Source organism: Mycobacterium sp. E3198, assembly GCF_001667015.1.
Taxonomy (GTDB): Bacteria; Actinomycetota; Actinomycetes; order Mycobacteriales; family Mycobacteriaceae; genus Mycobacterium.
On record NZ_LZIS01000186.1, the window covers coordinates 32165 to 53888 of the forward strand.

Here is a 21724-nt window from a genome sequence, read left to right on the forward strand (position 1 = left end):
CAAACCGCAGGTCAAGCCAACGGGCCTGCCCCATATCGAATGCAAATATTCTCGTTACGAGTTGTTTGGTTGACTCAGAACCCCGAGCCGTGCACCTCGTGCCCGGGGACCTCGACCATCAGGCCGCGGTAGGCCTCCTCGACCGTCGAGCCGTGATTGATGACGGCGTCGACCTCGCGGGCAATGGGCATATTCAGGCCAAATTCATTGGCGAACTCCATGATGACGCTGGCGGCCTTGACGCCCTCGGCGACCTGGTTCATCGAGGCGATGATCTCGTCGATCGGCTTGCCGGCACCCAGTTGTTCGCCGACGTGGCGGTTGCGGCTGCGCTGGCTGGTGCAGGTCACGATCAGGTCACCGAGGCCGGCCAGCCCGGGGAAGGTGTCCGGATCACCGCCCATCGCGACGCCCAGTTTCGTCATCTCCCGCAACGCGCGCGCGATCACCAGCGCGCGGGTGTTTTCCCCGATGCCCAGCGAGTAGCCCATCCCGACCGAGATGGCGTAGACGTTCTTCAGCGCGCCGGCCATCTCGACGCCGACGACGTCGTCGGTGGTGTACACGCGGAAGCGCCGGGTCCGGAACATCCCCGACAGCCGGGTCGCCAGGTGTTGGTCGGGCATGGCCAGCACGGCCGCGGCGGCGTAGCCCTCGCCCACCTCGCGGGCGATGTTCGGGCCGGCCAGGATCCCCGCCGGGTGACCGGGCAGCACCTCCTCGATGATCTGCGACATCCGCATGTTGGTGCCCTGCTCGAGGCCCTTGACCAGCGACACCACCGGAACCCACGGCCGTAGCTCCCGGGCCAGCTCGGTCAGCACGCCGCGGAAGCCGTGCGAGGGCACGCCCATCACCACGACGTCGGCGCAGTTGGCCGCCTCCGCGAAGTCGGTGGTGGCGCGAAGGGTGTCGCTGAGGATGACGTCGTTGCCGAGATAGCGGCTGTTGCGGTGGTCCTCGTTGATTTCCTTGGCGGTCTCCTCCGAGCGCACCCACTGCAACGTCGGACCGCGCCGCGCGCAGATGGATGCGACGGTGGTTCCCCAGGAACCTCCGCCGAGGACAACGACGTTGGGTTCGCGCTTGTCAGCTGCCATGGCGATCAGCGTATTGCCGACATCCGAGATTTAGAAGCAGTTCACCTCGGTCCAACCCAACGGCCTGCGGGCAGGTGACTTCGGTCCCTACCTCCCCGGCCCGATCTGCCGGATCGTCAAGGTACAGGTCCGCCACGAGGAGGTTTCATGCCCGGACGCACTCGACGGGGCCGCGTATACGCGTCGCTGGCCGCGGCCGCTCTGGCGGTTTCGGTCGCTTCCCCGGGCATGGCGGCCGCCGACGGCGGTCGTCCCCAGGCCAACCCGGAGGAGAAGGCGGCGGCGATGATACGGCCGGCCGTCATGTATCTCGCCGGCCAGAGTTATGGCGCGGTCCGGCTGCCCGACGGCCAGCTCCTGTCTCAGTTCGGCCCGGGGACCACCGTGCCGTTCATCGCGACCTGGGCCTGCACCGCGTTCGTCGTCAACCCCGATGGGTGGGTGGCGACGGCGGGTCACTGCGTCGATCCGGACAGCGCCAAATTGCTGATCCTCAAACGGGCCGTCAAGGAATACATGACGCAGTTTCCCCACGCGCCCGAAGCTCCCAATCCGGCTGCGACGCTGGAGTGGTTGCAAAAGAACGCCAAGGTCGAGGGCAACACCGCCGACCGGGGCCCCGAAGTCAGCCTCGCGCTGACGTACGGCACCGGCACCAAGGTCGCGGGCAAGGCCGCGGCCAACGTCGTGGACTTCCGGCCGCTCGGCAAGGGCGACGTCGCCCTTCTCAAGGTGGACAAGCACAACCTGCCGTCGTCGGAGCTGGCCACCGACGCCGACGTCAGCATCGGCACCTCTGTTCTTGCGGTGGGCTTCTCGCAGAGCACCGAGAATGTCACCGGCCCGACGCTGGACCCGACGAACAAGAGCGGCAAGGTCAGCAAGAAGTCGACGATGGGCTCCGCCGCCGAGTACGAGATCGACGCCGCGGTGTCCGAGGGCATGAGCGGCGGCCCCACCGTCGACCTCAACGGCAAGGTGATCGGCGTGAACAGCTTCGCCCCCGTCGGCGAACCGCAACCGTTCAACTTCGTCGCGCCCGCCGACGGCCTGGCCGCGATCCTGGCGAGCAAGGGTGTCAAGGCGACGCTGGGACCGGCCGACGCGTATTACCGCAAGGGCCTCGACCATTACTACGCCGGCCAATACACCGAGGCGATCGACGACTTCGACCAGACCCTGTCCATGTCCCCCGACTATCCCGGGCTGGTAGATCTGCGAACCAGCGCGGCCAACCTGCGCCAGCAGCACGGCGATTTCTCGGTGCTCAGTGGTTCAAACCTGGTGTGGTACACCGTCGGTGGCGTCGTGGTGGTGCTCGCCGCCGCCGCGGGGCTCACGCTCCTTGTCGTGAAGAAGCGTTGGCACCTTTATGTCGCCGCGAAAGCGCCTGGCTTGCGGCTGGTTTCGGGCAAGCCGCCCGGCACCGGGAAGCGTGTTCCTGCACGGGCCGGCATCAAAATCGGCGCCGCCCGGCTCATCGGCGTGACGCCCACCGACGCGCCGGCGGAACCCCATTTCTGTTCGGGCTGCGGAGCCGAACACCACCCCGCCGAAAAGTTCTGTCCGAACTGCGGCAAAGAGATCGTGGGTGACGAATCCGCTCAGGGGGCGAGCGGCTAGCGCCTAGCCTGCCAGCTGTGCGCGGTCGGCCGCCCGGCCGAACACCATCGCCTCCTCGATCCGGTCGAACCGGTAATCGAGGGCATCGGCGAGATAGTTCTGCCGCACGTTCCACGGCCGCTTGGTCCCCGACTTGGGCAGCGCGTGCACCGACCGCTTGACGTAGTTGGCCTGAATGTCCCACGACGGCTTGACGTCCATCGGCTCGTCGCCCAGGTGCGGATAGGCGTGCGTGTAACCGTGGGCGGCCATGTGCGCCAGCAGCTTTGCCGTCGCCCGCGCGGTGATGTCGGCCCGCAGCGTCCACGACGCGTTCGTGTAACCCACGCACCAGAACAGGTTGGGCACGTCCTCGAGCATGTGGGCCTTGTAGACGAATCGGTCGCGGTGATCGATGGCGACGCCGTCCATGCTGATCGTTGCCCCGCCGAGGGCCTGCAACTGCAGGCCCGTCGCGGTGACGATGATGTCGGCGTCGAGGTGCTTGCCGGATTCGAGCGCGATGCCGGTGGCGTCGAAGCCCTCGATGTGGTCGGTGACCACCTCGGCGCGGCCGCCCTTGACGGCGTCGTAGAGGTCGGCGTCGGGGATCAGGCACATCCGCTGGTCCCACGGGTTGTACCGCGGCTTGAAGTGCACATCGACGGCGTAGCCGGCGGGCAGCTTTTTGATCGCCTTGCGCCGCAGCAGCCACTTGACCAAGCCCGGCGCCTTGCGGGACAAGAAGAAGAACACCGCCTCCGTCAGCGCGCTGTACATCCGGATCACCAGATGGGCGGCCTGGCGGGGCAACAGCATCCGGGCCGCGGCGGCGACCTTGCCGTACTTGGACGCCGAAACCAGATACGTCGGTGAGCGCTGCAGCATGGTCACCTTTGCGGCGCTTTCGGACAGCGACGGGATCAGCGTGACGGCGGTGGCGCCGCTGCCAATCACGACAACCTTCTTGCCGGTGTAGTCCAAATCCTCGGGCCAGTGCTGGGGGTGCACGACGGTGCCCGCGAACCGCTCGATGCCGGGGAAGTCGGGGGTATAGCCCTCGTCGTAGTTGTAGTAGCCGCTGCCGAAGAACAGGAACCGCCCGCGGTAGTGCTTTTCGCTGCCGTCCTGCTCGACGGTGACCGTCCACGTGTCGGTGGACGAATCCCAATCCGCCGACCGCACATGGCTGTTGAAGCGGATGTGGCGGTCGATGCCGTACTTGCGCGCGGTGGCGGTCAGGTATTCGCGGATGTGCACGCCGTCGGCGACGCCTTCCTTGCGGGTCCACGGCTCGAACGGAAACGACAGCGTGAAGATGCTGCTGTCGGAGCGAACGCCGGGGTAGCGGAACAGGTCCCACGTGCCGCCGATCTGCGCGCGCCGCTCCAGGATGGTGTAGCTCAGGCCCGGGTTGCGCTCGGCGATCCGGTAGGCCGCGTCGATCCCGGAGATGCCCGCGCCGACGATGATGACGTCGAAGCGGTCCTCCTGCTGTCCAGTCACGGTCATCGAAGAACCTCGCTTACATCCTGGGCCTCGTTCGCGAGCGTAACCTCACTGCGGAAATCGGCGGTCAATTTCGCGGTGGGGTTACGCTCGCGGCGGGGCATGGGCTACCGATAGTTGACGAACTGCAGCGCCACGTCCAGGTCCGCGTTCCTCAGCAGCGCTTGCACGGCCTGCAGGTCGTCCCGCTTCTTGCCGCTGACGCGGACCTCGTCGCCCTGGATCTGGGTCTTGACGTTCTTGGGCCCCTCGTCGCGGATGAGCTTGGTGATCTTCTTGGCGTTCTCGCTGCTGATGCCCTGCTTGAGGGTGCCGCTGACCTTGTAGGTCTTGCCGGAGGCCTGCGGCTCGCCCGCGTCGAAGGCCTTCATCGAGATGTCGCGGCGGATCAGCTTCTCCTTGAACACGTCGACCGCGGCCTTCACGCGCTCCTCGGTGGACGACGTGAGCTCGATGGCCTCGTCACCCTTCCACTCGATCTTGGTGTCGGTGCCGCGGAAATCGAAACGCGTGGCCAGCTCCTTGGCCGCCTGGTTGAGCGCGTTGTCGACCTCCTGGCGGTCCACCTTGCTGACGATGTCGAACGATGAGTCAGCCATCCCATCCGTCCCTTCCTCCGGTGCTAGCCGTTTGTGCCTTGTCTACCCGTTCGTTGTAACCTGTCTGGCGGCAGGTTGCCCGAGCGGCCAATGGGAGCGGACTGTAAATCCGTCGGCTTACGCCTACACAGGTTCGAATCCTGTACCTGCCACCAAGGATCAGTCCCCCATTTTGACGTTCCGCGCCGTGAAATGGGTCACCATCGCCGCAAATCGGGCAGCTCTGGCGCCGCGCCGGCGTTCTGGCTGGCAACGATCCCTACTCCCTCGGGGGGCAGACATGCGGCACATTACTAGCGGCGCGCGCCGCGACACCCACGACGCGGAGGCCGTCGCCTTCTGGATCTTCGGCGGCATCATCATGGTGATCGCCTTCGGTGAGGCCCTGGCGGTGCTGGCCGCCACGGTTGCGGTGCTGGCCGCGGTTTCCTGGATCTACCGCAAGGTCGAACGCCGCTTCGAGCGAAACGACGAGGCGGCACCGGTGAGCGCGCTGCGCCCGGAATTGACCGTTCACGGCGGCGCGACGTGGGCTTCGGCGCACCCGGGGTGGCACGGCCCGCGCGCCGCATAACGGCTTCGACCGCAATTCCAAAGCAGCCGAAAACTTCAACTGTTCAGCTTTCCATAAGCCGCTTTTTCCTGGCATTCTCTATTCTTCTGGGTTCATCGTGAACGCCACGAAGAAAGGAAGCGCATCAGAATGCCCTCACCTCGTTGGCTGGCCATGCTGACCATCCCCGTCATGGCCGGCGCCGCCCTGGTTTCCAGCGCCGCGATCGCTTCCGCCGATCCCACCGATGACGCCTACCTCGCCCAACTGCGCGCCGCCGGCCTCACCTGGCCGCCCGACCACGAGGAGGCCCTCACCGCGACGGGCCGCCTCGTCTGCGACGACATCATGTGGGGCTGGACGTACGACCAGATCGCCCAGAACATCCACGCCACCCTGGACCCGAGAAAGATTTCGGTCGGAGACGTCGGAAACATGGTGCGCATCTCGCATTCGACCTATTGCCCCACCTTGCAGTGCTGGTCGACTCACTGCTGAGCGGTCCCTTCACCGGCCTGCCTGAGCCGTGCCGCGGGCGTTTGTGCGCCGGGAGTGGAAAAAAGCGATTTGGGCGCGACTTGTGGTGCCGCGGTGAGGTCGACGCGTTCCATTGCGCTGCGAAATGGTGAAGCAACGAAATGCTGGCCGGGTTTCTGCGGACCTGCGGTGTTGAAGCTCGTGCGTGGGGCGTCGAACTGGTACTCGAAGTCGTTACCGGGCGGTCTCAGCACCAGCGGCCGCTCCGGTCGATGACCGACGGGCCCGGCCGCTTCGAAGGGGCTGTCCGGGTCAAATAGGGCGGCTGGGTCGAACCCGCTGCCAGAGATTTGGCTCGTGAAATAGCTGTCGGGCGCTAATTCCCGTGGCGGAAAATTCGGATCCGAGCTCTGACGGACCGCGCCGCGCAGGGCGGTACCGCTCCCGGCGTCGTTGGTGGGCGGCGTGGGCGCATTCGGCGGGCCCGCGGGATGGGCCGTCCCGCCTGAGGCGGCGGGTTTTTGATTGCCCGACGCGTTCGTCGGCTGCGCACCCGGCCATGGCATCGGCGAAGCCTGAGGCGATCCCGGACTTGCTCCCGCCAGCTGCTCGAGGTGCTGGCGCCATGCCTGCAGATAGCCGAACAGTTGCTGCGCGTAGTCAGTCGGCGCGGGGGGCGTCGATGGCATCGGAGCGGTGGGTGCCGGCGGGGTGGGCGGCATGAACGGCGCCCCCGGCGGCATGAACGGCGCCGTGGGCGGCGTGAACGGGGCGGCCGGGAAGGGCACTCCGCCCGTCATTGTCATCCACTGCTCCAGTAGCTGTCGCCACGTCTGCAGGTACGCGAGTAGCTGTTGGTTGTAATCGGTTGTAGGCATGAACATTTCCTGACCTCCAGCGGGTGGCGGGATAACGGGTGTGGGGGCTGTGACGTCCAAGGGATGCGGCAGCGACTGCTCGCAGTATTTCGAGTCCAGCGTGCGGAGCACTCGGGTGTCGGCCGGCTCGCGGTTTTCGATGTCGAACACGTAGCAGTAGTCACCGGCCGGTGTAGGCAATCGAATCGGGCTCGACAGGCCTTGATCGAGGAAGCCAAAGGGAAACTTCCAAGCGAGCGTGGTCTTGTCCCGGCGATCGCTACCACCCGATGCCACCCAGATGTAGTGGTCGAGAATGGCGTTGACGGCGTGGCGTCCCGACTCGCACGCGGCCTCCATTGACGTCATCCGGGTGAACGTCTTGTTCCACGTCCCCGCGAAGACCACCGAATTGTTGTGCACCTGATAGCCGCCGTGGCGTGCTTGCCAGACATTGCGAAGCTCGAGGTCTTCGAGCCAACGGTCCTCGGGCGGGGCGCTACTCCAGGACGATCCATGGGGGTTCCATGGGTCGCTACCGGGCCGATTGTTCCAGTCCCCGATGATGGGAACGAGGTACGGCGTCTCGTTTTGAATCACGCGACCCTGGCCCTGACCGGGTCCGGCGGCCATTTTGAGGCCGCGATCCAGCGCGTACCACGCGGGCCACGGCATCGCCTCCGCCGCAAGGGATTCGTCGTTGCTCGTGAGAGCGGCGACGAACTGGCGCCACACTTCCGCGGCGATCTCATCGGGGGTGCAGTCCCGGGCCGCCTTGCCCAGGTGCCGTGAGGGGGTATTGAAATCCCCGACGTCGACGGAGAGCACCGCGACGTGGCCGTCGCGGTCCAGAATCGGTTGCTTCTCCCAGAAGCCATGCTGATTGATCGACGACAGCGCCCAGTCCGTGCCGGCGTAGAGCATGTGTCCCCGGAGGAGCTGGAATTCCGTGTCGAAGTAGTACTGGATGCCGCACAGCGTTTGGAACCGATCCCAGGGCACGCGTCCGAGCTCATCCATGTTGTAGGGATTCCGTCGCTGCCTTGTGCGGGTCGAGAGGGGTTGCAGCGGACCGTCGGATGGGGGAGCGGACGTAGTGAATCCGTCGAGCCTCGCCACGGTGCCGCCGGTGCCCGCCGCGCGCAGCGGGGCGGTGATGTATTCGGCTGCGGGGGCGTCGACGGCGACGACGGTGTAATCCGGAGTCACCCGCGTGCCGTCGGCGAACGTGATCTGCACGCGGGGTCGGAGATGGGGCGGTTGGCTCGGGTCGAAGGCGAAAGAATCGAGGCGACTCGCCGCACCGCGCACGAAACGGACACCAAGCGCGACGAGGTGGTGGTACCAGTTGTCGAACCACGCCTCGGTGGTGGGACCGTTGAGCACCCCGTCGGCCTTGTCGTCGTTGCGGTCCATGTTCAGGTACAGCTGAAGATAAGTGGTGATGTTGGTCCGTGCGTCCCCCCAACGCGAGTCGAAAGCGGCTAGGACCCGCGGCATTTGGCGCAACAGCGCGTCGAAATTCGCGGTATAGGAGAACTGCCGGGTCCCGCTCGCGCTGTCATACCCGACGAAGAAGTCGTAGGCGGACAGGTTCTGCAGTTCCCTGGCTCGTCGCAAGGGGCTGGTGGCCAGATAGCGGAGCACCCGGCTCTGGAAGGTAGCGAGATCCCCGGGGGTGAAGCCCAACCCGGCGAGCTGGCCGACGATGCCGAGAAGCTCGGCAGGACTGCGGGGGCGTTCGCGGGGAAAGACGAGGGAGGGCTTGCCGGCAACCGTCATGCCCTGGGTGATCACCCGCCGGACGTTGTCGTAAACGGTGCGGGAAGTCGGTGTCCAGCCGGCCGTCCCGTCGCGCTGGTAGACCGGGATGCGCTGGAACATGTCCCAGGTGTGCAAGTAGTACGCGGGGAAGAAGCGAAAGCCGTGTTCACCCGCCACCGCTCGGCCGGGAGGACGGGGTTGGCCTCGCCGGCCCGGGAAGGGACGCAGCTCGGCTTGGCTTCCGCCTTGTGGGCCGACCGTCGAGTACTGAGACGCGGCGAGGCCGCCAAGCTTGACGGGCGGGTACGTTCCGGCCGGCTGGGCTCCCAGCCCGTGCCGTTCGTCGGGTCGGCCCTCGTACACCGTGACGACGAAGCCGCGTTCCGCGAGCTCGTGCGCCGCTGTGAGGCCCGCAATGCCGGCGCCGAGGACCGCCACGGTAGGACGTCGTTCGCACGACGCCGGCGTTCCGATCTGCTCGCTCATGCGCCCGCCCTGAGTTCGGAGAGCAGACCGGGTTGCGTGGGTGCCCGGACCGCGGCGTGCACATACGCGCGCAGTGAGTCGTAGGCCCGCTGGACATCGTCGAGCGAACCGTGCACCCGAACCGTGTCCGCCACGACAGCCTCGCCGAGCCCCGTCCTGGCATCCAGCAGATCGAGGATGGTGACTCGCGAAGTGACGATCCGGACATGGGGCAGCGGCGCCGCGCCGTCGGACACCTGAAGTCGCTCACCACCGCGCAGCGAAAACACCTCGCCGTCGACATCGATTTCGACGAGCATCGGGCCGATCTCCGCGGCCAGCAATCGGTAACTTTCGGGCACCTCGTCCTCCAGGTGCTCGACCGAACGCCGCAACAGCGACGACACCCGTTCAGCCATGGAGGAACTCGAATACACCGGTACCGACGAAGTCGAAGTGCTCGCCATCGATCGTGCCGCTCGCCCGGACAGCACCGTCTGTTTCGCAGAGCACAGTCGATCCGCCGAGGCGCACCTCGCTCGGTTGCGCCAGACGGGCATAAGAACGCGAGCGGAACTCGGCGTGCACCGTGTCGCCTGCGCGCGCCGCTGTGATCTCGATCCGCTCGGGGACACCCGGCACTTCGCCGTCCAGCAGCAGCCGCATCGGGGGCGGCAACGTGCAGTCGGCCGCCCGGCCGAGCACGCCATGCGTGCGCGCCTGCACGGCCGCGTGCCGGAAAATTGCGGCGGGCTCGTCGTGGCGCCACACGTAAAGCGATCGGGATAGGGAGCCCAGCCGCCTGCGGTCGGTGATCTGCACGGATACCATCGACCACGGATCCCCGGGCTCGGTCGGCAATATGGTGCCCCACGTCCAACCGAAGTCGTCGCCCCACTTGAACCGGCCCCAGTTGTGGTCGTGATAGGCCAGGTCGTTTTCCATCCGGTGTTCTCGGGCGCCGATACGCAGCCATCCGTCCGCGCGCAGCCTCGGTACGAAGAGCCAGCTGACGCGGCCTTCACCCGCCGGTTCGTTGCGAACAACGAACGGCTGGCTCGCCGAGGCGAAGTGCAATTCGCCTCGAATGCCCTTGTCGGGCAGGTCGATTGCTACGCGATAGCCGTCGGGCAGGATGGTCATCCGGTTGCCACCGATGGCCAATTCACCCAGATCGGCCGAGACGCTCACAGCGCGCCCATCGAACCGCTCGACCACGCCGGCCCAATTCTCGTCGTGAGCGATCACGATGAGGCGCGGCACAAGCCGTACCTCGTCTCCGCCGAACGCCTCGTTGTTGAGGCTGAAGTTGATCAAGATTCGCACGCCACGCCCGTGCACCACGAAGTGGTGCCATTCCTTGAAACCGGCGGATCGCGCAGCGGCCAGCACCGGGGCGCGGAGGAAGTCGCTGCGCGCGAGGAGCGCGCTCATCGGAGCCACCGCGTCGTCGGCGCCGCGCATGGCGGCGATCCGGAGGTCTGATTCTGTTGTGTTACAGCTAAATTGGCGAGTCGCTCGATCGCCGCACCCATGCTCGCGAATCCGAGCAGGACGTGCACGAAGTCGTCCGGGTCGTGGGGGCCGCCGGCGCGGCGGTCGCCGTCGGCGGCCAGGGTGTGCACCACCTGGGACAGCCCGGCGAGACCGACCAGGTACCCGATGAAGTCGCTCTTGTCGGCCAGCGCTTCGCGAGGGTCCGTGAGCGTCATACGAACCCCTCGGGCCGCAGGCGGGCCAGCGTGGAATCGTCGAGGCCACCCCCGATGACGGCATCGACCAGCAGATCCGCCCACGCGTCGGGTCCGGCGTTGGGCGCGGCGGGACCGCCGAGAACGTTGAGACTCACCATCTCCCAGACGCGTCGCAGGTTCTCCACGGCTTCGGAGGCGACCAATCCGTCGCGCAGCCGCGCCCCACGGGGGGTGGTTGCGTAACGGCGCCCCTCGGCCAGGAGCAGGTCGTGCAGCGCGCGGGCGGCTGCGGGGTTGCCCAGGACGGCGCGGCGCGCGCCGATCAGTAGGCCGAAGATGGTCCGCTCCGTTTCGCCGGCATCGTCCGGAGGTGCCGGATGCAGCGGCGGGCTCTCTCGCTCGATGAGGTCGAGGGTGAGCTCGCGGAGTCGCTCGAGCTCCGTCAGCATGCCCAGCAAGGCTTCCGGCTTCATCGGGTCCGCCCGTGCACATAGTCGACGAGGTCGGCCAGCACGTCGCGGTGGCGGCTGCGCGGCAACCAGTCGAGCCCGGCAAGCACGATGGCGGCCTCCTGCGCCTGCTGCGCGGCGACCTCCCGCGCGTGTTTCAACGAGCCGACGCGGTGCATCAATTCGTAGAGCCAGCGGATGTCGTTGAGGCTCTTAGCCTCCGAGGGATGGTGGCCCCGTAACCGGGCCTCGATCTCGGCCCTGCCGGGCTCGGACAACTGACCGTGGGCGGTCAGCCGGTCCAGCAGCTCGGTCAGCCCCAACTCGCCGTCGGAGCTCGGGCGGCGCTTGGACAAAATCTGGACGGCGCGCAGTTGGTCGGTCGGTTCGGCAGACCGCAAGGTGTGCAACAGCATCAGGGTCCGTTTGCCCTCCCAGAGGTCGCCGCCTATCTCCTTGCCGTACTCCTCGGGGTCCGCGCGTAAGTTCAGCAGGTCGTCGGTGATCTGGAAGGCGGCTCCGAGGTGCCGGCCGAGGGACTCGAGTGGCGCCAATGACTCGGCTCCGGCGCCGGCGGCGATCGCGCCGGCCTGCAGCGGGGTGATGAACGAGTACCAGCTTGTCTTGAGCTCCACCATCTTGAGGTAGTCGTCGTCGGCGAGCCGCCAGGTGTTGGATCGGACCCACTCGAGCTCGAGCGCCTGGCCGTCGACGGTCAGCCGGGTCATCTTGGCCACCGCGCGCAGGATGCGCAGCGCGGGCCCGAGCCCGACACGCTCGACGTTGTCGAGCAGCGGCTGCAGCGAGAGCGACAGCATGGCGTCGCCGACATTGACGGCGATCGGCACGCCGTGGTCGATATGCAGCGTGGGTTTGCCTCGGCGCCACCACGATTCGTCCTCGATGTCGTCGTGGATGAGAAACGCGTTGTGGTAGAGCTCGAGCGTCGCGGCGGTCGGCAGTATCGCCTCGAGATACCCGCCGAGGCCTAGGCAGATGGCGATGCTCAGCGCCGGCCGCAGCGCCTTCCCGCCGCGCATTGGGTAGTCGAGGATCAGGTCGTAGAGGCCGTTCGACCCGCGCGCATCGGCGCCGTACAGCCGGTCTATCTCGCCGTCACAGGCGTCCTTGCACAGGGCGAGATAGTCGTCGAGGGAATTGCAGGCCGTCGGGTTCGCACCGCCGTCAAGTGGTTTAGGGATGGAGAGCGACGAGGCCTGTGGCATCGGTGATCCTCGTTGCGTAACGGATCCGCACGGTGAGCTGGATTGTGCCGGCGCTGGTTTCGCCATCGACTTCCAGGCTGGGCAGGAGGCTGACGGCGAGGTCCACCGGCTCCTCGCCGGGCGACGCTTCCGGCGCCGCGCCATGGGGGATCCGGCGCCGGCGGCCGATGAAGACCATCCGGGTCACATTGGTAGGAGGGCTGACGACTCGTTGGGCTCGGTGCAGGCAGTTCACGTTCGCCGCTGTCAGCAACTGCGGAAGAATGGAGGTCCCGCTGGACAGTTGGCTGAGCTTTTGGAGCCCTTCCGTGTTGGTGACCAGGCAGGACGGCGCCCGGTACCCAGCATCCTCGACGTCCGCACGGGCTTCGATGAGCCCGTCTAGGAGCGTCGCTGCAGCAAGCCCTATCTTGCGCTTCGGTGCGCCCTTGTAGAGGTGCGGGATGACGTCGTTGTCGACATCCTGGGCGAGGTCCTTGGTTGCCGTGATGACTCCGGTGAGCAGCGCATCGGGGGTCGGCGCTATCGCCTCCGCGACCGTCAGCTCGAACGGTTCTGACTGAGATACCACGGGTATGAGGTTCGGGGTGGCCAGGATGCCGTTGGGAACGTTGATCTGACCGGGGTCGCCGGTGTCCCAATGCGGGATGGCCTGCCAGGCAATGCTGCACTGTCCGAAAGTCTCACGGACCGCCTGATTGGCAAGGGCCAAATGCTCAGCGCTGAAGTACACCATGGGTGCGACCCTCCTGACCGTCGAGCAAATCATGGCAGACAAGATCGGTGATCGAAAAGCATTTTTATTCAGTTTTTTTAAGTCGGGTAGTGCATTACTTATTCAGCAGGGCTATTTCCTGACCAGGGGTCATCTCGCCGCGCGCCATCGCGTCGCAGTGCGCTATGTGCAACGGCGCCACGGGGTCGTCGGGCAGCAAGTCGCGGCATCGCTCGAAGGCGGCGCGCGCCCCGTCGACGTCGGCCGCGTCGAACAGCGCGAAGGCCTCGTCGAACGCGGGCTGCGCCGCCCGCTTCGCGGCGCGCACCGGACCCGAATCCTCGTCGTACACTTCGTAAATCGTCACCGGTCGGCGCCGGTTGACCACCATGACGCGCTCCATGCGACGGACGTCGAACTGCCCCGAATGAGCGAGAAGCTTATACGTGCGATCGGAGATGAGCAAAGCGGAACCGTAGCGCTTGTTGGTGCTTTCGACGCGAGCGGCCAGGTTCACCGCATCGCCAATGATGGTGAGCACCATGCGGTTCACGCCGCCGACGAGCCCGACGCCCACCGCGCCGGTGTTGATGCCGATGCCCGCCCGCAACTCCTCGGATCCGTGCACCTTCCGCTCCCGGTTGTGCTCGCGCAGGGAGCGCAGCATGCCCAGTCCGGCACGGACGGCGTCGGCCTCGGAGTCGAAAACGGCGACGATCTCGTCCCCTCGCACGTCCTGGATCATGCCGTTGTAACTGATGATCGGGAGCTCGACGGCACGCAGAAAGCCCATCGCCAAATTGCTCGCCTCCGAGACATCCATGTCTTCAAGCATGGTCGTGTATCCCCGGATGTCACTGATGAGTACCGTCATCTCCCGCTCGACCCGATAGCCGGCGCGGACCCGGCGAAGGTCATCGATGTCGAGGATGCGCAGCAGTTCATTGGGCACGAATCTCGATTGCACGTCCATCAGGGACTGTCGGTACTCGTCGGCGGCGCGTAGTCGCTCCTCGAGCTGGAAGTTCCACAGGGGCGCGGCCGCCTGGGCGCATAGGAACGCGACGGCCTCCTCATGGTCGGCGCCGAAGTTGCCGTCCGGCTCGTCCCGCTCGGCGTAAATCACACCGATTGCCGTGTCGTGCAAGGTGATCGGGACGACGAGGACCGGCGGGGTCGACGCCTGACGGTCGGCGGCAACGATGGCCGGCGAGCCGCCGTCCAGCACGCGGCGCACGATGTTCTTGTCATAGGACACTTCGGTCCATGGTCCGTCCACGATCGAAATCTCGCCGTGATCGTGAATGGCCCGGACGGCCAGGTTCTCCGCGCCGCCGGTGAGGAACAGGACGCGGCCCGCGCCGGTGGTGTCGGCGACCGAGCCCAAAATGATATTGGCCAACGCGTCCGATGTCCGCGCCCCCGACAGCGCGCGCACGAGCTGATGCGCGCCGACCGGGTCTATCCCCGCCGAACCTTTTGTAAGGTCGCGCCTCAGCAGCCAGGGGTGCTCGCGCGCGAGCCAGTCGGTGCGCACCGCGAAACCCAACGTCAGCCATCGCTGGTACGCCGACCGCAGCATGTGTTCCCGGAGCCGCGCCCGCCCGGTGTCGCCATACAGGGCCGCGGCCTCCTCGTGCGCGTACGCGCTGATCATCGGCAACCGGCATTGCTCGGCGAGCTCGATCGCCTGGTGCAGGTAGCCCTCCGCCTTGGCCTGTTGCCCCCGCGCCCGCGCCCACGCCCCCTGCAGCAGCGCATGCGATGCCGCGTAGTTCTCCGGCGCGTCCGCCGCCCATTTGCGGTGCGATGCCAGAGTCTGGCGCACGAACCGGACGGTCGAGCGGTCTCGCGGCGCCTGGCGGATCATGCTGAGCGCGCCGATCAGGTAGATGAGTTGTGACACCGCGGTGCCGGCCATCCCACCGATGTGCTCGATCGCCTCCGGCGTGGCAGCGACCGTGCCCGCGTAGTCACCGCACCAGAAGTGCAGGCCCTGTTTCATGGTCGCGGCCGCGCCCAGGGCTACCTCGTCGCCCTCGCTGAGCGCCGCTGGCAGCACTTCTCGCTCGTCGTAGCCACTCTCGCCGGCGAGGAGGAACGGATCGGCGCTGCGGCCCATCAGGTTCAGGCAAAGCTGCTGCATTGCCTGGCACAGAGCGCCGGCAACCGGCTGCGAACGGATGTGGGGGATCAGGGAGCTGGCGAGGGCGTCGATCTCGGGGAGCGGACGTCCGGCCCAGAACGATTGGGAGAGCAGGACCGCGAGGAGCAGGCCGGCGTTTTCCTGGTCGCCTTGGTCGAGCGCCTCCTCGACGGCGTCGCGAAGCTCACCCAGGCCGTTGCGGAGCGGATGGCGCCAGTGGTGGATGTAGTCCAGGTGCATGAAGACCGTCTGCGGGCGGGCCTCGCGGAATTCCGGGCGCTGCGCAAGCAGCATGGCTACCTCGCCGAAGCGCTGGCCGCCCTCGTGGTCACCGAGCAACACCAGGACGATCCCGTAACCGGCAATGACCAGCGGCGAGGACGGTGTGTGGCCATGGGCCAGTGTGAGATCGAGTTGCTTTCGCACGAGCAGGGGCAAGAGGTTGGGTCGGACCCGGACCGCCATGTTGCATAGCTCGGCAAGAATCCGGTGCAGTGCGATGACCCGCTGATCATCGCAGTGCGGCAGCGCAAGCAGCCGCTCGTTGTTCCAGCGGCGCATCGTCAGCCTCATCTGGACCAGGGCGTTGCCCATCCGCGGCTTTCCCGCCTCGGCCGGCACCCTTTCACCCAGCTCGTCGAGCGCCCGCAGCCCGATCTCGAGCGCCTCCTGCAGACGATTCTGTGCGACCCGCCCCTTGACCCGGAGGTACGCGAGCCGGGCGTGGTCGGCCGGCTGGTGCGGCACCTGTTCGGCCTCGTCCAGCAGCGCATGCAGCGCCGCCACCTCACCGACCAGCAGGGCGGCTTCCGCGGCGTCGAGCTGCAGCTCGCGGGTGATGGCAGCGTGAGTGGACCAACGCTGCTCGCCGAGCAGGTCCAAAGCGTTCCGGCAGTACTCGAGCGCCAACGGGAACGAGGCCTGCGCTTTCGCCTTTCGCGCCGCGCGCCGCAGCACCTCGACGAACCGGACGCGCTCGGCGTCATCGGCCAGCCCCCGTCCGCCGATGCCGACGTGACGTGCGGCGTCGAACAACCGATCGTCCCCCCGGTCGATCAGCCGCCGGCCGATCCGCAGATGTGTCTCGCGTTCGGCATCGTCGAACAGGCCGTCCCGGGCCGCCTCGACCACCCGGTCGTGGCTGAAGCGGTAGCGGGCATCGCGACTGATTGCGTTCGCGATCCGCCTGCCGCTGTTGTCGACCGCCTCGAGCAGACGGAGCTCGAGGCAGGCCCAGAGCGCTTGGGCTACGGCGTCGGGTGGCTGCGCGGCCGCCACCGTCGCGTCATCGATGTCGAACTCGCCACCGATGCACGACAGCGCACGCAGTACGGCGCGATCGCTTGGACGCAGCTGCTCGAGATAGTGGCCGAGGAATTCGGCCGTCGTTGCGGAGACCTCGATCGACGCGAGGATGCGCAAATCCCAACTGGGGCGCCCGCCGGCGCCGACCGGTGTGAGCGCCCCTTCGCGTTGCGCGCGGTACAGCAGCTGACGAACCTGCAGCGGATTGCCCCCGGTCCGATGCTGGAATTCGGCGGCCACATCACCCAGCTCCACCCCGCGGCCCGACACCGCGGCGAGCAGCTCCTCGACGTCCTCGCGCGCGAGCGGGCCGAGCTCGATGCTGCGTGGACTTGCGGTCGTGAAACCCGCTGGGCCCGGGTCGAATTCACCCGCCCGATGAGCGCCCAGCACCAGCACGTTCCGCAGCGATACGGTCAAGATTTCGGACAATAGCAACAGCGTGTCGCGATCGGCCCACTGCAGGTCGTCGATCGCCAGCACCACGGGCCGATAGGACGCGGTGTCCGACAGCAGCCGGATGACGGCGCGGTGCAGCCGCCGGCGCGCATCCGCCGCATCGAGGTCGGCCGCATCGAGGTCCGCCGTGTGCGAGGCCTCGCCGAGCAGTCGAGCCAGGTCGGGCACGAGTTCCCCGAGGATGCCGCCGATCGACGACATTCCGCCGGCGACGTCCGCGCGCCAGCGGTCGCGTTCGGCCGGCCCGGTGCCCTCCATGGTGCGGATGAGCGAGCCCAGCGCATCTCCCAGCGCCGAGTACGGTGCGGGCGCGCCGTCGCGGCACCTCCCGTAGGCGAACACGCAGTCGCGTCCGGACACCTCGGTGCCAAAGGCTTGAACGAGCGTCGACTTGCCGACTCCCGGCACGCCACTGAGCAGGACGCATCCCCCGCCGGAGCGCCCCGCGGCGTCCACCGCGGCGCGCAGTGCGGTGAGTTCGTGTTGTCGGTCGACCATGCGGCCGTCGATGTCGAGCACCGGGGCGGTCACGTGGCGCTCATCTGCATCCTCGATGTCCCTTTGCTGGGGCTGTCGAATCATCGTAATGACCTGGCCACCCGGTGCAAAACTCTTTGCTGATCCCGTCGGCGTGTTGTCGGAAACTTGTCTACAAAAAAGTACGGGACTCCGGGTCGCGTGACATCAGCCGGCGAAAACCGGGGGTGGTGACAATGGCTAGTTAGGCGAGGCTTAGTTTGTTGTCCACCGCTATCGCACGAAGGAGCTTGCCGAGCGTGACCGAAACAACCGCACCGGTGGCGGACGCGTCGGACGAATCGTCCGGGCCGTTGTCCCGCCGGGCCCGGTGGCTGCGCTGGGGCCTGCTGACGGTGTGGGGCCCCGGACTGGTGGTGATGTTGGCCGACACCGACGCGGGTTCGCTGATCACCGCGTCGCAGTCCGGCGCCCAGTGGGGCTATCGGATGGTGCTCCCGCAGCTGATCCTGATGCCGATCCTGTACGTCGTGCAGGAGATGACCGTGCGGCTGGGCATCGTCACCAAGAAGGGGCATGGCGCGCTGATCCGGGAACGCTTCGGCCGCTTCTGGGCGTGGATTTCGGCGTTCACACTGTTTGCCTCGGCGATCGGTGCGCTGCTCACCGAGTTCGCCGGCGTCGCCGGGGTGGGGGAGCTCTTCGGCGTCTCGCGGTGGGTGAGCATTCCGGTCGCGACGGCCGCGTTGCTGGCGCTGGCGCTGACCGGCAGCTACCGGCGCGTGGAACGGATCGGACTGGTCATCGGTTCGGCCGAGTTGGCCTTCCTGGTCGCCATGCTGATGGCGCGTCCCGAGCCCAAAGCCTTTGTGGAGGGCCTGAAGTCGATGCCGCTGGGCAACTCGTCCTACCTGCTGCTGGTCGCGGCCAACGTCGGCGCGGTCATCATGCCGTGGATGGTCTTCTACCAGCAGGGCGCGGTGGTCGACAAGCACCTGTCGGTGGCCACGATCCGGCAGGCCCGGAACGACACCGCCGCCGGCGCCGTGCTGACCCAGCTGATCATGATCTCGGTCGTCGTCACCGTGGCGTCGACCATCGGAGCCCACGGCGGCGCGGGCGCCCTGAACACCGTCGGCGACATCGCCAACGCCTTGACGCCCTACCTGGGCCGGGTCGGCGGCACCGTGCTGTTCGGGCTGGGCATGCTCGGCGCGGCGCTGGTCGCCGCGATCGTCGCGTCTTTGGCCGGGGCGTGGGGACTCTCGGAGGTCTTCGGGTGGAAGCACACCCTCAACGAGCGGCCCAACCGGGCCACCGCCAAGTTCTACATCACGTATGCGCTGGCCCACCTCGTCGGCGCCGTGCTCGTGCTGGCCAGCGTCGACCTGGTCAACCTCGCCGTCGACGTCGAGGTGATGAACGCCCTGCTGCTGCCCATCGTGCTGGGCCTGCTGCTGGCCCTGGAGGCGCGCGCGCTGCCCGCGGAGTGGCGCATGCGCGGGCCGCGTAAATACATCGCCTGGGCCCTGTGCCTGGTGGTGATGGGCTTCGGGCTCTATATGGTGCCGCAGGCCCTCGGCTGGACCTAAGCCGGACCTCGCGGCGGCGCCCCGCTGTGCGCCGGATAGGCGTGGACGAGCGCGCTGTCGAGCCTCGGCACCGCGTGGGTGAGTTGGTGTTCGGCGTCGTGAGCGATGCGGTGGGCGTCCTCGAGGCTGGTGGCGGGATCGATGTCGAGTTCAGCGTCGGCGTGCAGGCGATGACCGATCCAACGCATCCGGACGCTGCGCACGCTGCGGACGCCGGGCCTGGCGGCCAGCGCCGCTTCGGCGACGTCGACGAGTTCGGGGTCCACCGCGTCCATCAGCCGGCGGAAGATGTCGCGCACGGCGCGGCCCAACACCGCCGCGATCGCCACCGTGATGACCAGCCCGACGATGGGGTCGGCCAGCGGATAGCCGAACGCGACGCCGATGGCTCCGAAAAGCACTGCCAGTGAGGTGAATCCGTCGGTGCGGGCGTGCAGGCCGTCGGCGACCAGGGCGGCCGATCCGATGCGGCGGCCGATGCGGATGCGGTACATGGCGACGAGTTCGTTGCCCAGGAAGCCGATCATGCCTGCGCCGGCGACCCAGCCGACATGCTCGATGGTGACGGGGTGGATCAGCCGCACGACGGCCTCGTAGCCGGCGATGATCGCCGACAGCGCGATCATCGCGATGACGAACAGGCCGGCGATGTCCTCGGCGCGCCCGTAGCCGTAGGTGTAGCGCCGGGTCGCGGGGCGGTTGCCCACCGCGAACGCGATCCACAGCGGGACCGCGGTCAGGGCGTCCGAGAAGTTGTGGATGGTGTCGGCGGCCAGGGCGATCGATCCGGAGGCGACAGCGATGACGACCTGTACGCCCGCGGTTGCGCCCAACCCGACCAGGCTGACCTTGACCGCCCGGATGCCGGTGGCGCTGGATTCCAGTGCGGTGTCGACGCTTTCGGCGGCATCGTGGCTGTGCGGCACCAGGAGTTGGCTCAGGAAGCCGCGAAGCCCCTGCGGATGCTCATGGCCGTGACCGTGCTCGGTGTGGCCGTGGCGGTGCTCATGGGATGGCCGACTACCTGCATGCATGCGTAGATAGTAGATTACGTGACGCCGGCCGTGCGATTCATGGCCGCTGACATCGCTGAGGGAGTTGAGGCCCCGACGTTGCCGGGGCCTCAACTGGCGTGATCAGTCGTTGCACGTGCAATCGGGGTGACCGCAGTTGCAGCCTGCCCCTTGACTGCATGCGGAGTCGCCGCACCCACAGCCGGTTGATTTGCCTGCCCACTTTGATTCGTTCATAAGAGGAACTGTACCCCCGTAGGGTATATAGGTCAACGGCCTCGCTCGCCGACCGGCTGACGAAGTTCAGAACCAGGGGCCCGGAAAGTGGCCGTCCTGGTCCTGCACCATGACGATGTCCTTGCAGTCCCCGTTCAAATTCGCGGCGTTCTCGCCGCGGCAGACCAGCGTCCAGCCCGATATCCGCGCGAACGGTCGGACGGACCACGTCGTCGAGATCGGTTCGGTACCGGGCAGGGCGAGGACGGCGAACGTGTTGCCGACATTGGTGATGTAGAGGTGATTTTCGAAGAACGCCAATTTGGCGATCGACATCTTCTTCGCGTCTTCGCGCGTCTTCAGCAGGTCCCAGTGCTGGGTGCGCAGGTTCCACACCCCGAACCCGAACTGCGAATTGTCGGACTTGCGGCCGTCGACGAACAACTGCCCGTCGGACAGGGTGGCGGCCAGCCCGCCGCCCGAAATCCGATCGGTATCACCGATTTTGATGGGCGATTTGGTGTTCAGGTCATAGAACATCGTCGAGACCACCGGGGGGTTCGCCGAATCCTGGTGGGTGATCTTCACCAATTTGTCCGGGCCGTCGGATAATTCGCCGTCGACGGACAAGACGTCGTTGTCCTGGAAGATCGGTTCGCCGGTCGGCCGGCGCAGTTCGGTCCCCGACGCCTTGGTCGGGTCGGTGTTGCGTTGAAAAGCAAGCACGTCCTGCCAGGCGCGGCCAGGCTGCGGGTCGTTCCACATCATCGCAAGGTCGGCGGCGGAAAGGAGGACGGTCCGGGGCGGCGACGCGGCGCCGTGCCCGTCGGTGAAGGCGTTCACCCACGCCACGCCGGACGCGGTCGCGGCCAGCCCCCATTCGGTCGGCGCGGTCAGTTTCAGGTCCGGGGTCGGCGGCTGCAGCTCCTTGGTCACCAGCGGTTGGCTGGTCTTCAGGTCGAAGGCGTAGGCCGTGGTCTTGGTGGCGGTCGTCAGCAGGTACACGACCCGCATGTCGTCGCCGCTCCCCGCGAGCGCGCACATGCCGCCTGTGGCGGTCTCGCCGGCGGGCAGCGTAGGGGCACCCGGCGCCATGTATTGCCCGGTCTTCGTATCGAAGACCTTGGGTCGGATGTCCTCGATCACCGATTTGCTCTGGGAGAACTTCTCGGGACAGCCGAAGAATGCCGTTCCGCCGTAGGTTTTCCAGTCCTTCTCCAAGGGACCGGTCACCGAAGGCGCGGGAGCCGACGACGCGGTCGTCCTGGCGGTGGACATCGAGGTGGTCGGCGTGGCGGCGGGCGGGCCCACGGTTTCCGAACAGGATGCGACGACGACGCAGGCGGCCCCCGCGAGCAGGGCAAACCTGAGTGCGGACACAGTCCGGCCCGTGCGCCCACCCATCAACAAAACCCCCGTTAAGTTCGTGTAACCAACGAGCGTAAGGCGGCCCGGGGTCCACCGCGACTTGTGTGCGGCGGTCTTGGTCACAGCCGGTCTCCGAGT

At 67.1% G+C, this 21724-nt stretch carries 17 protein-coding genes and 1 tRNA gene; 5 read left to right on the plus strand and 13 right to left on the minus strand.

The features are described 5' to 3' along the window. Nucleotides 1-74: 74 nt before the first annotated feature. Complete coding sequence (locus tag A5673_RS20810; protein WP_068236770.1) at nucleotides 75-1100, minus strand: NAD(P)H-dependent glycerol-3-phosphate dehydrogenase; 1026 nt, start codon at nucleotides 1098-1100, stop codon at nucleotides 75-77. Between the two features lie 147 nt (nucleotides 1101-1247). On the opposite strand from A5673_RS20810, the gene A5673_RS20815 reads away from it, so the two are divergent. Beyond that, a complete protein-coding gene (locus A5673_RS20815; protein ID WP_068236774.1) occupies nucleotides 1248-2723 on the plus strand; it encodes a trypsin-like peptidase domain-containing protein in 1476 nt (491 codons plus the stop codon). A gap of 3 nt (nucleotides 2724-2726) precedes the next feature. On the opposite strand, the gene A5673_RS20820 is transcribed toward A5673_RS20815, so the two are convergent. Next, complete coding sequence (locus tag A5673_RS20820) at nucleotides 2727-4214, minus strand: NAD(P)/FAD-dependent oxidoreductase (protein ID WP_068236777.1); 1488 nt, start codon at nucleotides 4212-4214, stop codon at nucleotides 2727-2729. 104 nt (nucleotides 4215-4318) lie between these two features. Continuing rightward, nucleotides 4319-4810, minus strand: coding sequence for a YajQ family cyclic di-GMP-binding protein (locus A5673_RS20825; protein WP_068236780.1), 492 nt, complete (start codon nucleotides 4808-4810; stop codon nucleotides 4319-4321). 69 nt (nucleotides 4811-4879) lie between these two features. Between A5673_RS20825 and A5673_RS20830 the strand changes: the two genes are divergently transcribed. From A5673_RS20830 to A5673_RS20840, 3 genes are all read left to right on the plus strand, one after another. Continuing rightward, nucleotides 4880-4965: transfer RNA gene (locus A5673_RS20830), tRNA-Tyr, on the plus strand. Nucleotides 4966-5090: 125 nt separating this feature from the next. Beyond that, nucleotides 5091-5384 (plus strand): hypothetical protein, encoded by a 294-nt coding sequence (locus tag A5673_RS20835; protein WP_068236783.1) that lies wholly within the window; start codon nucleotides 5091-5093, stop codon nucleotides 5382-5384. 171 nt (nucleotides 5385-5555) lie between these two features. Beyond that, nucleotides 5556-5861: a DUF732 domain-containing protein gene (locus A5673_RS20840; protein ID WP_082958864.1), complete on the plus strand. Its 306-nt coding sequence runs from the start codon at nucleotides 5556-5558 to the stop codon at nucleotides 5859-5861. Here A5673_RS20840 and A5673_RS20845 read toward each other — a convergent pair. The 8 genes from A5673_RS20845 to A5673_RS20880 form a co-directional block, all read right to left on the minus strand. After that, nucleotides 5852-8947 carry an NAD(P)-binding protein gene (locus A5673_RS20845; RefSeq protein ID WP_068236789.1) on the minus strand — a complete coding sequence of 1032 codons (3096 nt, stop codon included), beginning with the start codon at nucleotides 8945-8947 and terminating at the stop codon, nucleotides 5852-5854. The genes A5673_RS20840 and A5673_RS20845 overlap by 10 nt on opposite strands. Beyond that, entirely contained in the window at nucleotides 8944-9345 is a 402-nt protein-coding gene (locus A5673_RS20850; protein WP_068236792.1) for an SCP-2 sterol transfer family protein, read from the minus strand. Before A5673_RS20850 ends, A5673_RS20845 begins: the two co-directional genes overlap by 4 nt. Beyond that, nucleotides 9338-10360, minus strand: a complete 1023-nt coding sequence (locus tag A5673_RS20855) for a hypothetical protein (protein ID WP_068236829.1) — start codon at nucleotides 10358-10360, stop codon at nucleotides 9338-9340. Before A5673_RS20855 ends, A5673_RS20850 begins: the two co-directional genes overlap by 8 nt. After that, nucleotides 10357-10638, minus strand: coding sequence for a hypothetical protein (locus A5673_RS20860; RefSeq protein ID WP_068236795.1), 282 nt, complete (start codon nucleotides 10636-10638; stop codon nucleotides 10357-10359). Before A5673_RS20860 ends, A5673_RS20855 begins: the two co-directional genes overlap by 4 nt. Next, nucleotides 10635-11093, minus strand: a complete 459-nt coding sequence (locus A5673_RS20865; RefSeq protein WP_068236798.1) for a hypothetical protein — start codon at nucleotides 11091-11093, stop codon at nucleotides 10635-10637. The genes A5673_RS20860 and A5673_RS20865 overlap by 4 nt, the downstream gene beginning before the upstream one ends. Beyond that, on the minus strand, nucleotides 11090-12295 hold the full coding sequence (locus tag A5673_RS20870) for a polyprenyl synthetase family protein (RefSeq protein ID WP_082958861.1): 1206 nt from the start codon (nucleotides 12293-12295) through the stop codon (nucleotides 11090-11092). The genes A5673_RS20865 and A5673_RS20870 overlap by 4 nt, the downstream gene beginning before the upstream one ends. Next, nucleotides 12264-13031, minus strand: coding sequence for a hypothetical protein (locus A5673_RS20875; RefSeq protein ID WP_231971154.1), 768 nt, complete (start codon nucleotides 13029-13031; stop codon nucleotides 12264-12266). The genes A5673_RS20870 and A5673_RS20875 overlap by 32 nt, the downstream gene beginning before the upstream one ends. A 94-nt stretch (nucleotides 13032-13125) precedes the next feature. After that, nucleotides 13126-17439, minus strand: a complete 4314-nt coding sequence (locus tag A5673_RS20880) for an AAA family ATPase (RefSeq protein WP_068236835.1) — start codon at nucleotides 17437-17439, stop codon at nucleotides 13126-13128. Nucleotides 17440-17696: 257 nt separating this feature from the next. Here A5673_RS20880 and A5673_RS20885 point away from each other — a divergent pair, with 257 nt between their 5' ends. Further along, complete coding sequence (locus tag A5673_RS20885; RefSeq protein WP_068236802.1) at nucleotides 17697-18989, plus strand: NRAMP family divalent metal transporter; 1293 nt, start codon at nucleotides 17697-17699, stop codon at nucleotides 18987-18989. On the opposite strand, the gene A5673_RS20890 is transcribed toward A5673_RS20885, so the two are convergent. After that, nucleotides 18986-20023 carry a cation diffusion facilitator family transporter gene (locus A5673_RS20890; RefSeq protein ID WP_068236805.1) on the minus strand — a complete coding sequence of 346 codons (1038 nt, stop codon included), beginning with the start codon at nucleotides 20021-20023 and terminating at the stop codon, nucleotides 18986-18988. The genes A5673_RS20885 and A5673_RS20890 overlap by 4 nt on opposite strands. Nucleotides 20024-20305: 282 nt before the next feature. After that, the gene (locus A5673_RS20895) at nucleotides 20306-21622 is read right to left on the minus strand and encodes a hypothetical protein (RefSeq protein WP_068236808.1); all 1317 of its coding nucleotides are present in this window, start codon (nucleotides 21620-21622) and stop codon (nucleotides 20306-20308) included. Nucleotides 21623-21724 lie beyond the last annotated feature (102 nt).

What these genes read in the sequence shown, in the direction of transcription:
- A5673_RS20840 (WP_082958864.1), top strand. Translation starts at nt 5,556, where the DNA reads ATGGCCGGCGCCGCCCTGGTTTCCAGCGCCGCGATCGCTTCCGCCGAT.
- A5673_RS20850 (WP_068236792.1), bottom strand. Translation starts at nt 9,345, where the DNA reads ATGGCTGAACGGGTGTCGTCGCTGTTGCGGCGTTCGGTCGAGCACCTG.
- A5673_RS20820 (WP_068236777.1), bottom strand. Translation starts at nt 4,214, where the DNA reads ATGACCGTGACTGGACAGCAGGAGGACCGCTTCGACGTCATCATCGTC.
- A5673_RS20815 (WP_068236774.1), top strand. Translation starts at nt 1,248, where the DNA reads ATGCCCGGACGCACTCGACGGGGCCGCGTATACGCGTCGCTGGCCGCG.
- A5673_RS20895 (WP_068236808.1), bottom strand. Translation starts at nt 21,622, where the DNA reads ATGGGTGGGCGCACGGGCCGGACTGTGTCCGCACTCAGGTTTGCCCTG.
- A5673_RS20860 (WP_068236795.1), bottom strand. Translation starts at nt 10,638, where the DNA reads ATGACGCTCACGGACCCTCGCGAAGCGCTGGCCGACAAGAGCGACTTC.
- A5673_RS20825 (WP_068236780.1), bottom strand. Translation starts at nt 4,810, where the DNA reads ATGGCTGACTCATCGTTCGACATCGTCAGCAAGGTGGACCGCCAGGAG.
- A5673_RS20870 (WP_082958861.1), bottom strand. Translation starts at nt 12,295, where the DNA reads ATGCCACAGGCCTCGTCGCTCTCCATCCCTAAACCACTTGACGGCGGT.
- A5673_RS20890 (WP_068236805.1), bottom strand. Translation starts at nt 20,023, where the DNA reads ATGCATGCAGGTAGTCGGCCATCCCATGAGCACCGCCACGGCCACACC.
- A5673_RS20865 (WP_068236798.1), bottom strand. Translation starts at nt 11,093, where the DNA reads ATGAAGCCGGAAGCCTTGCTGGGCATGCTGACGGAGCTCGAGCGACTC.
- A5673_RS20835 (WP_068236783.1), top strand. Translation starts at nt 5,091, where the DNA reads ATGCGGCACATTACTAGCGGCGCGCGCCGCGACACCCACGACGCGGAG.
- A5673_RS20855 (WP_068236829.1), bottom strand. Translation starts at nt 10,360, where the DNA reads ATGAGCGCGCTCCTCGCGCGCAGCGACTTCCTCCGCGCCCCGGTGCTG.
- A5673_RS20845 (WP_068236789.1), bottom strand. Translation starts at nt 8,947, where the DNA reads ATGAGCGAGCAGATCGGAACGCCGGCGTCGTGCGAACGACGTCCTACC.
- A5673_RS20810 (WP_068236770.1), bottom strand. Translation starts at nt 1,100, where the DNA reads ATGGCAGCTGACAAGCGCGAACCCAACGTCGTTGTCCTCGGCGGAGGT.
- A5673_RS20875 (WP_231971154.1), bottom strand. Translation starts at nt 13,031, where the DNA reads ATGGTGTACTTCAGCGCTGAGCATTTGGCCCTTGCCAATCAGGCGGTC.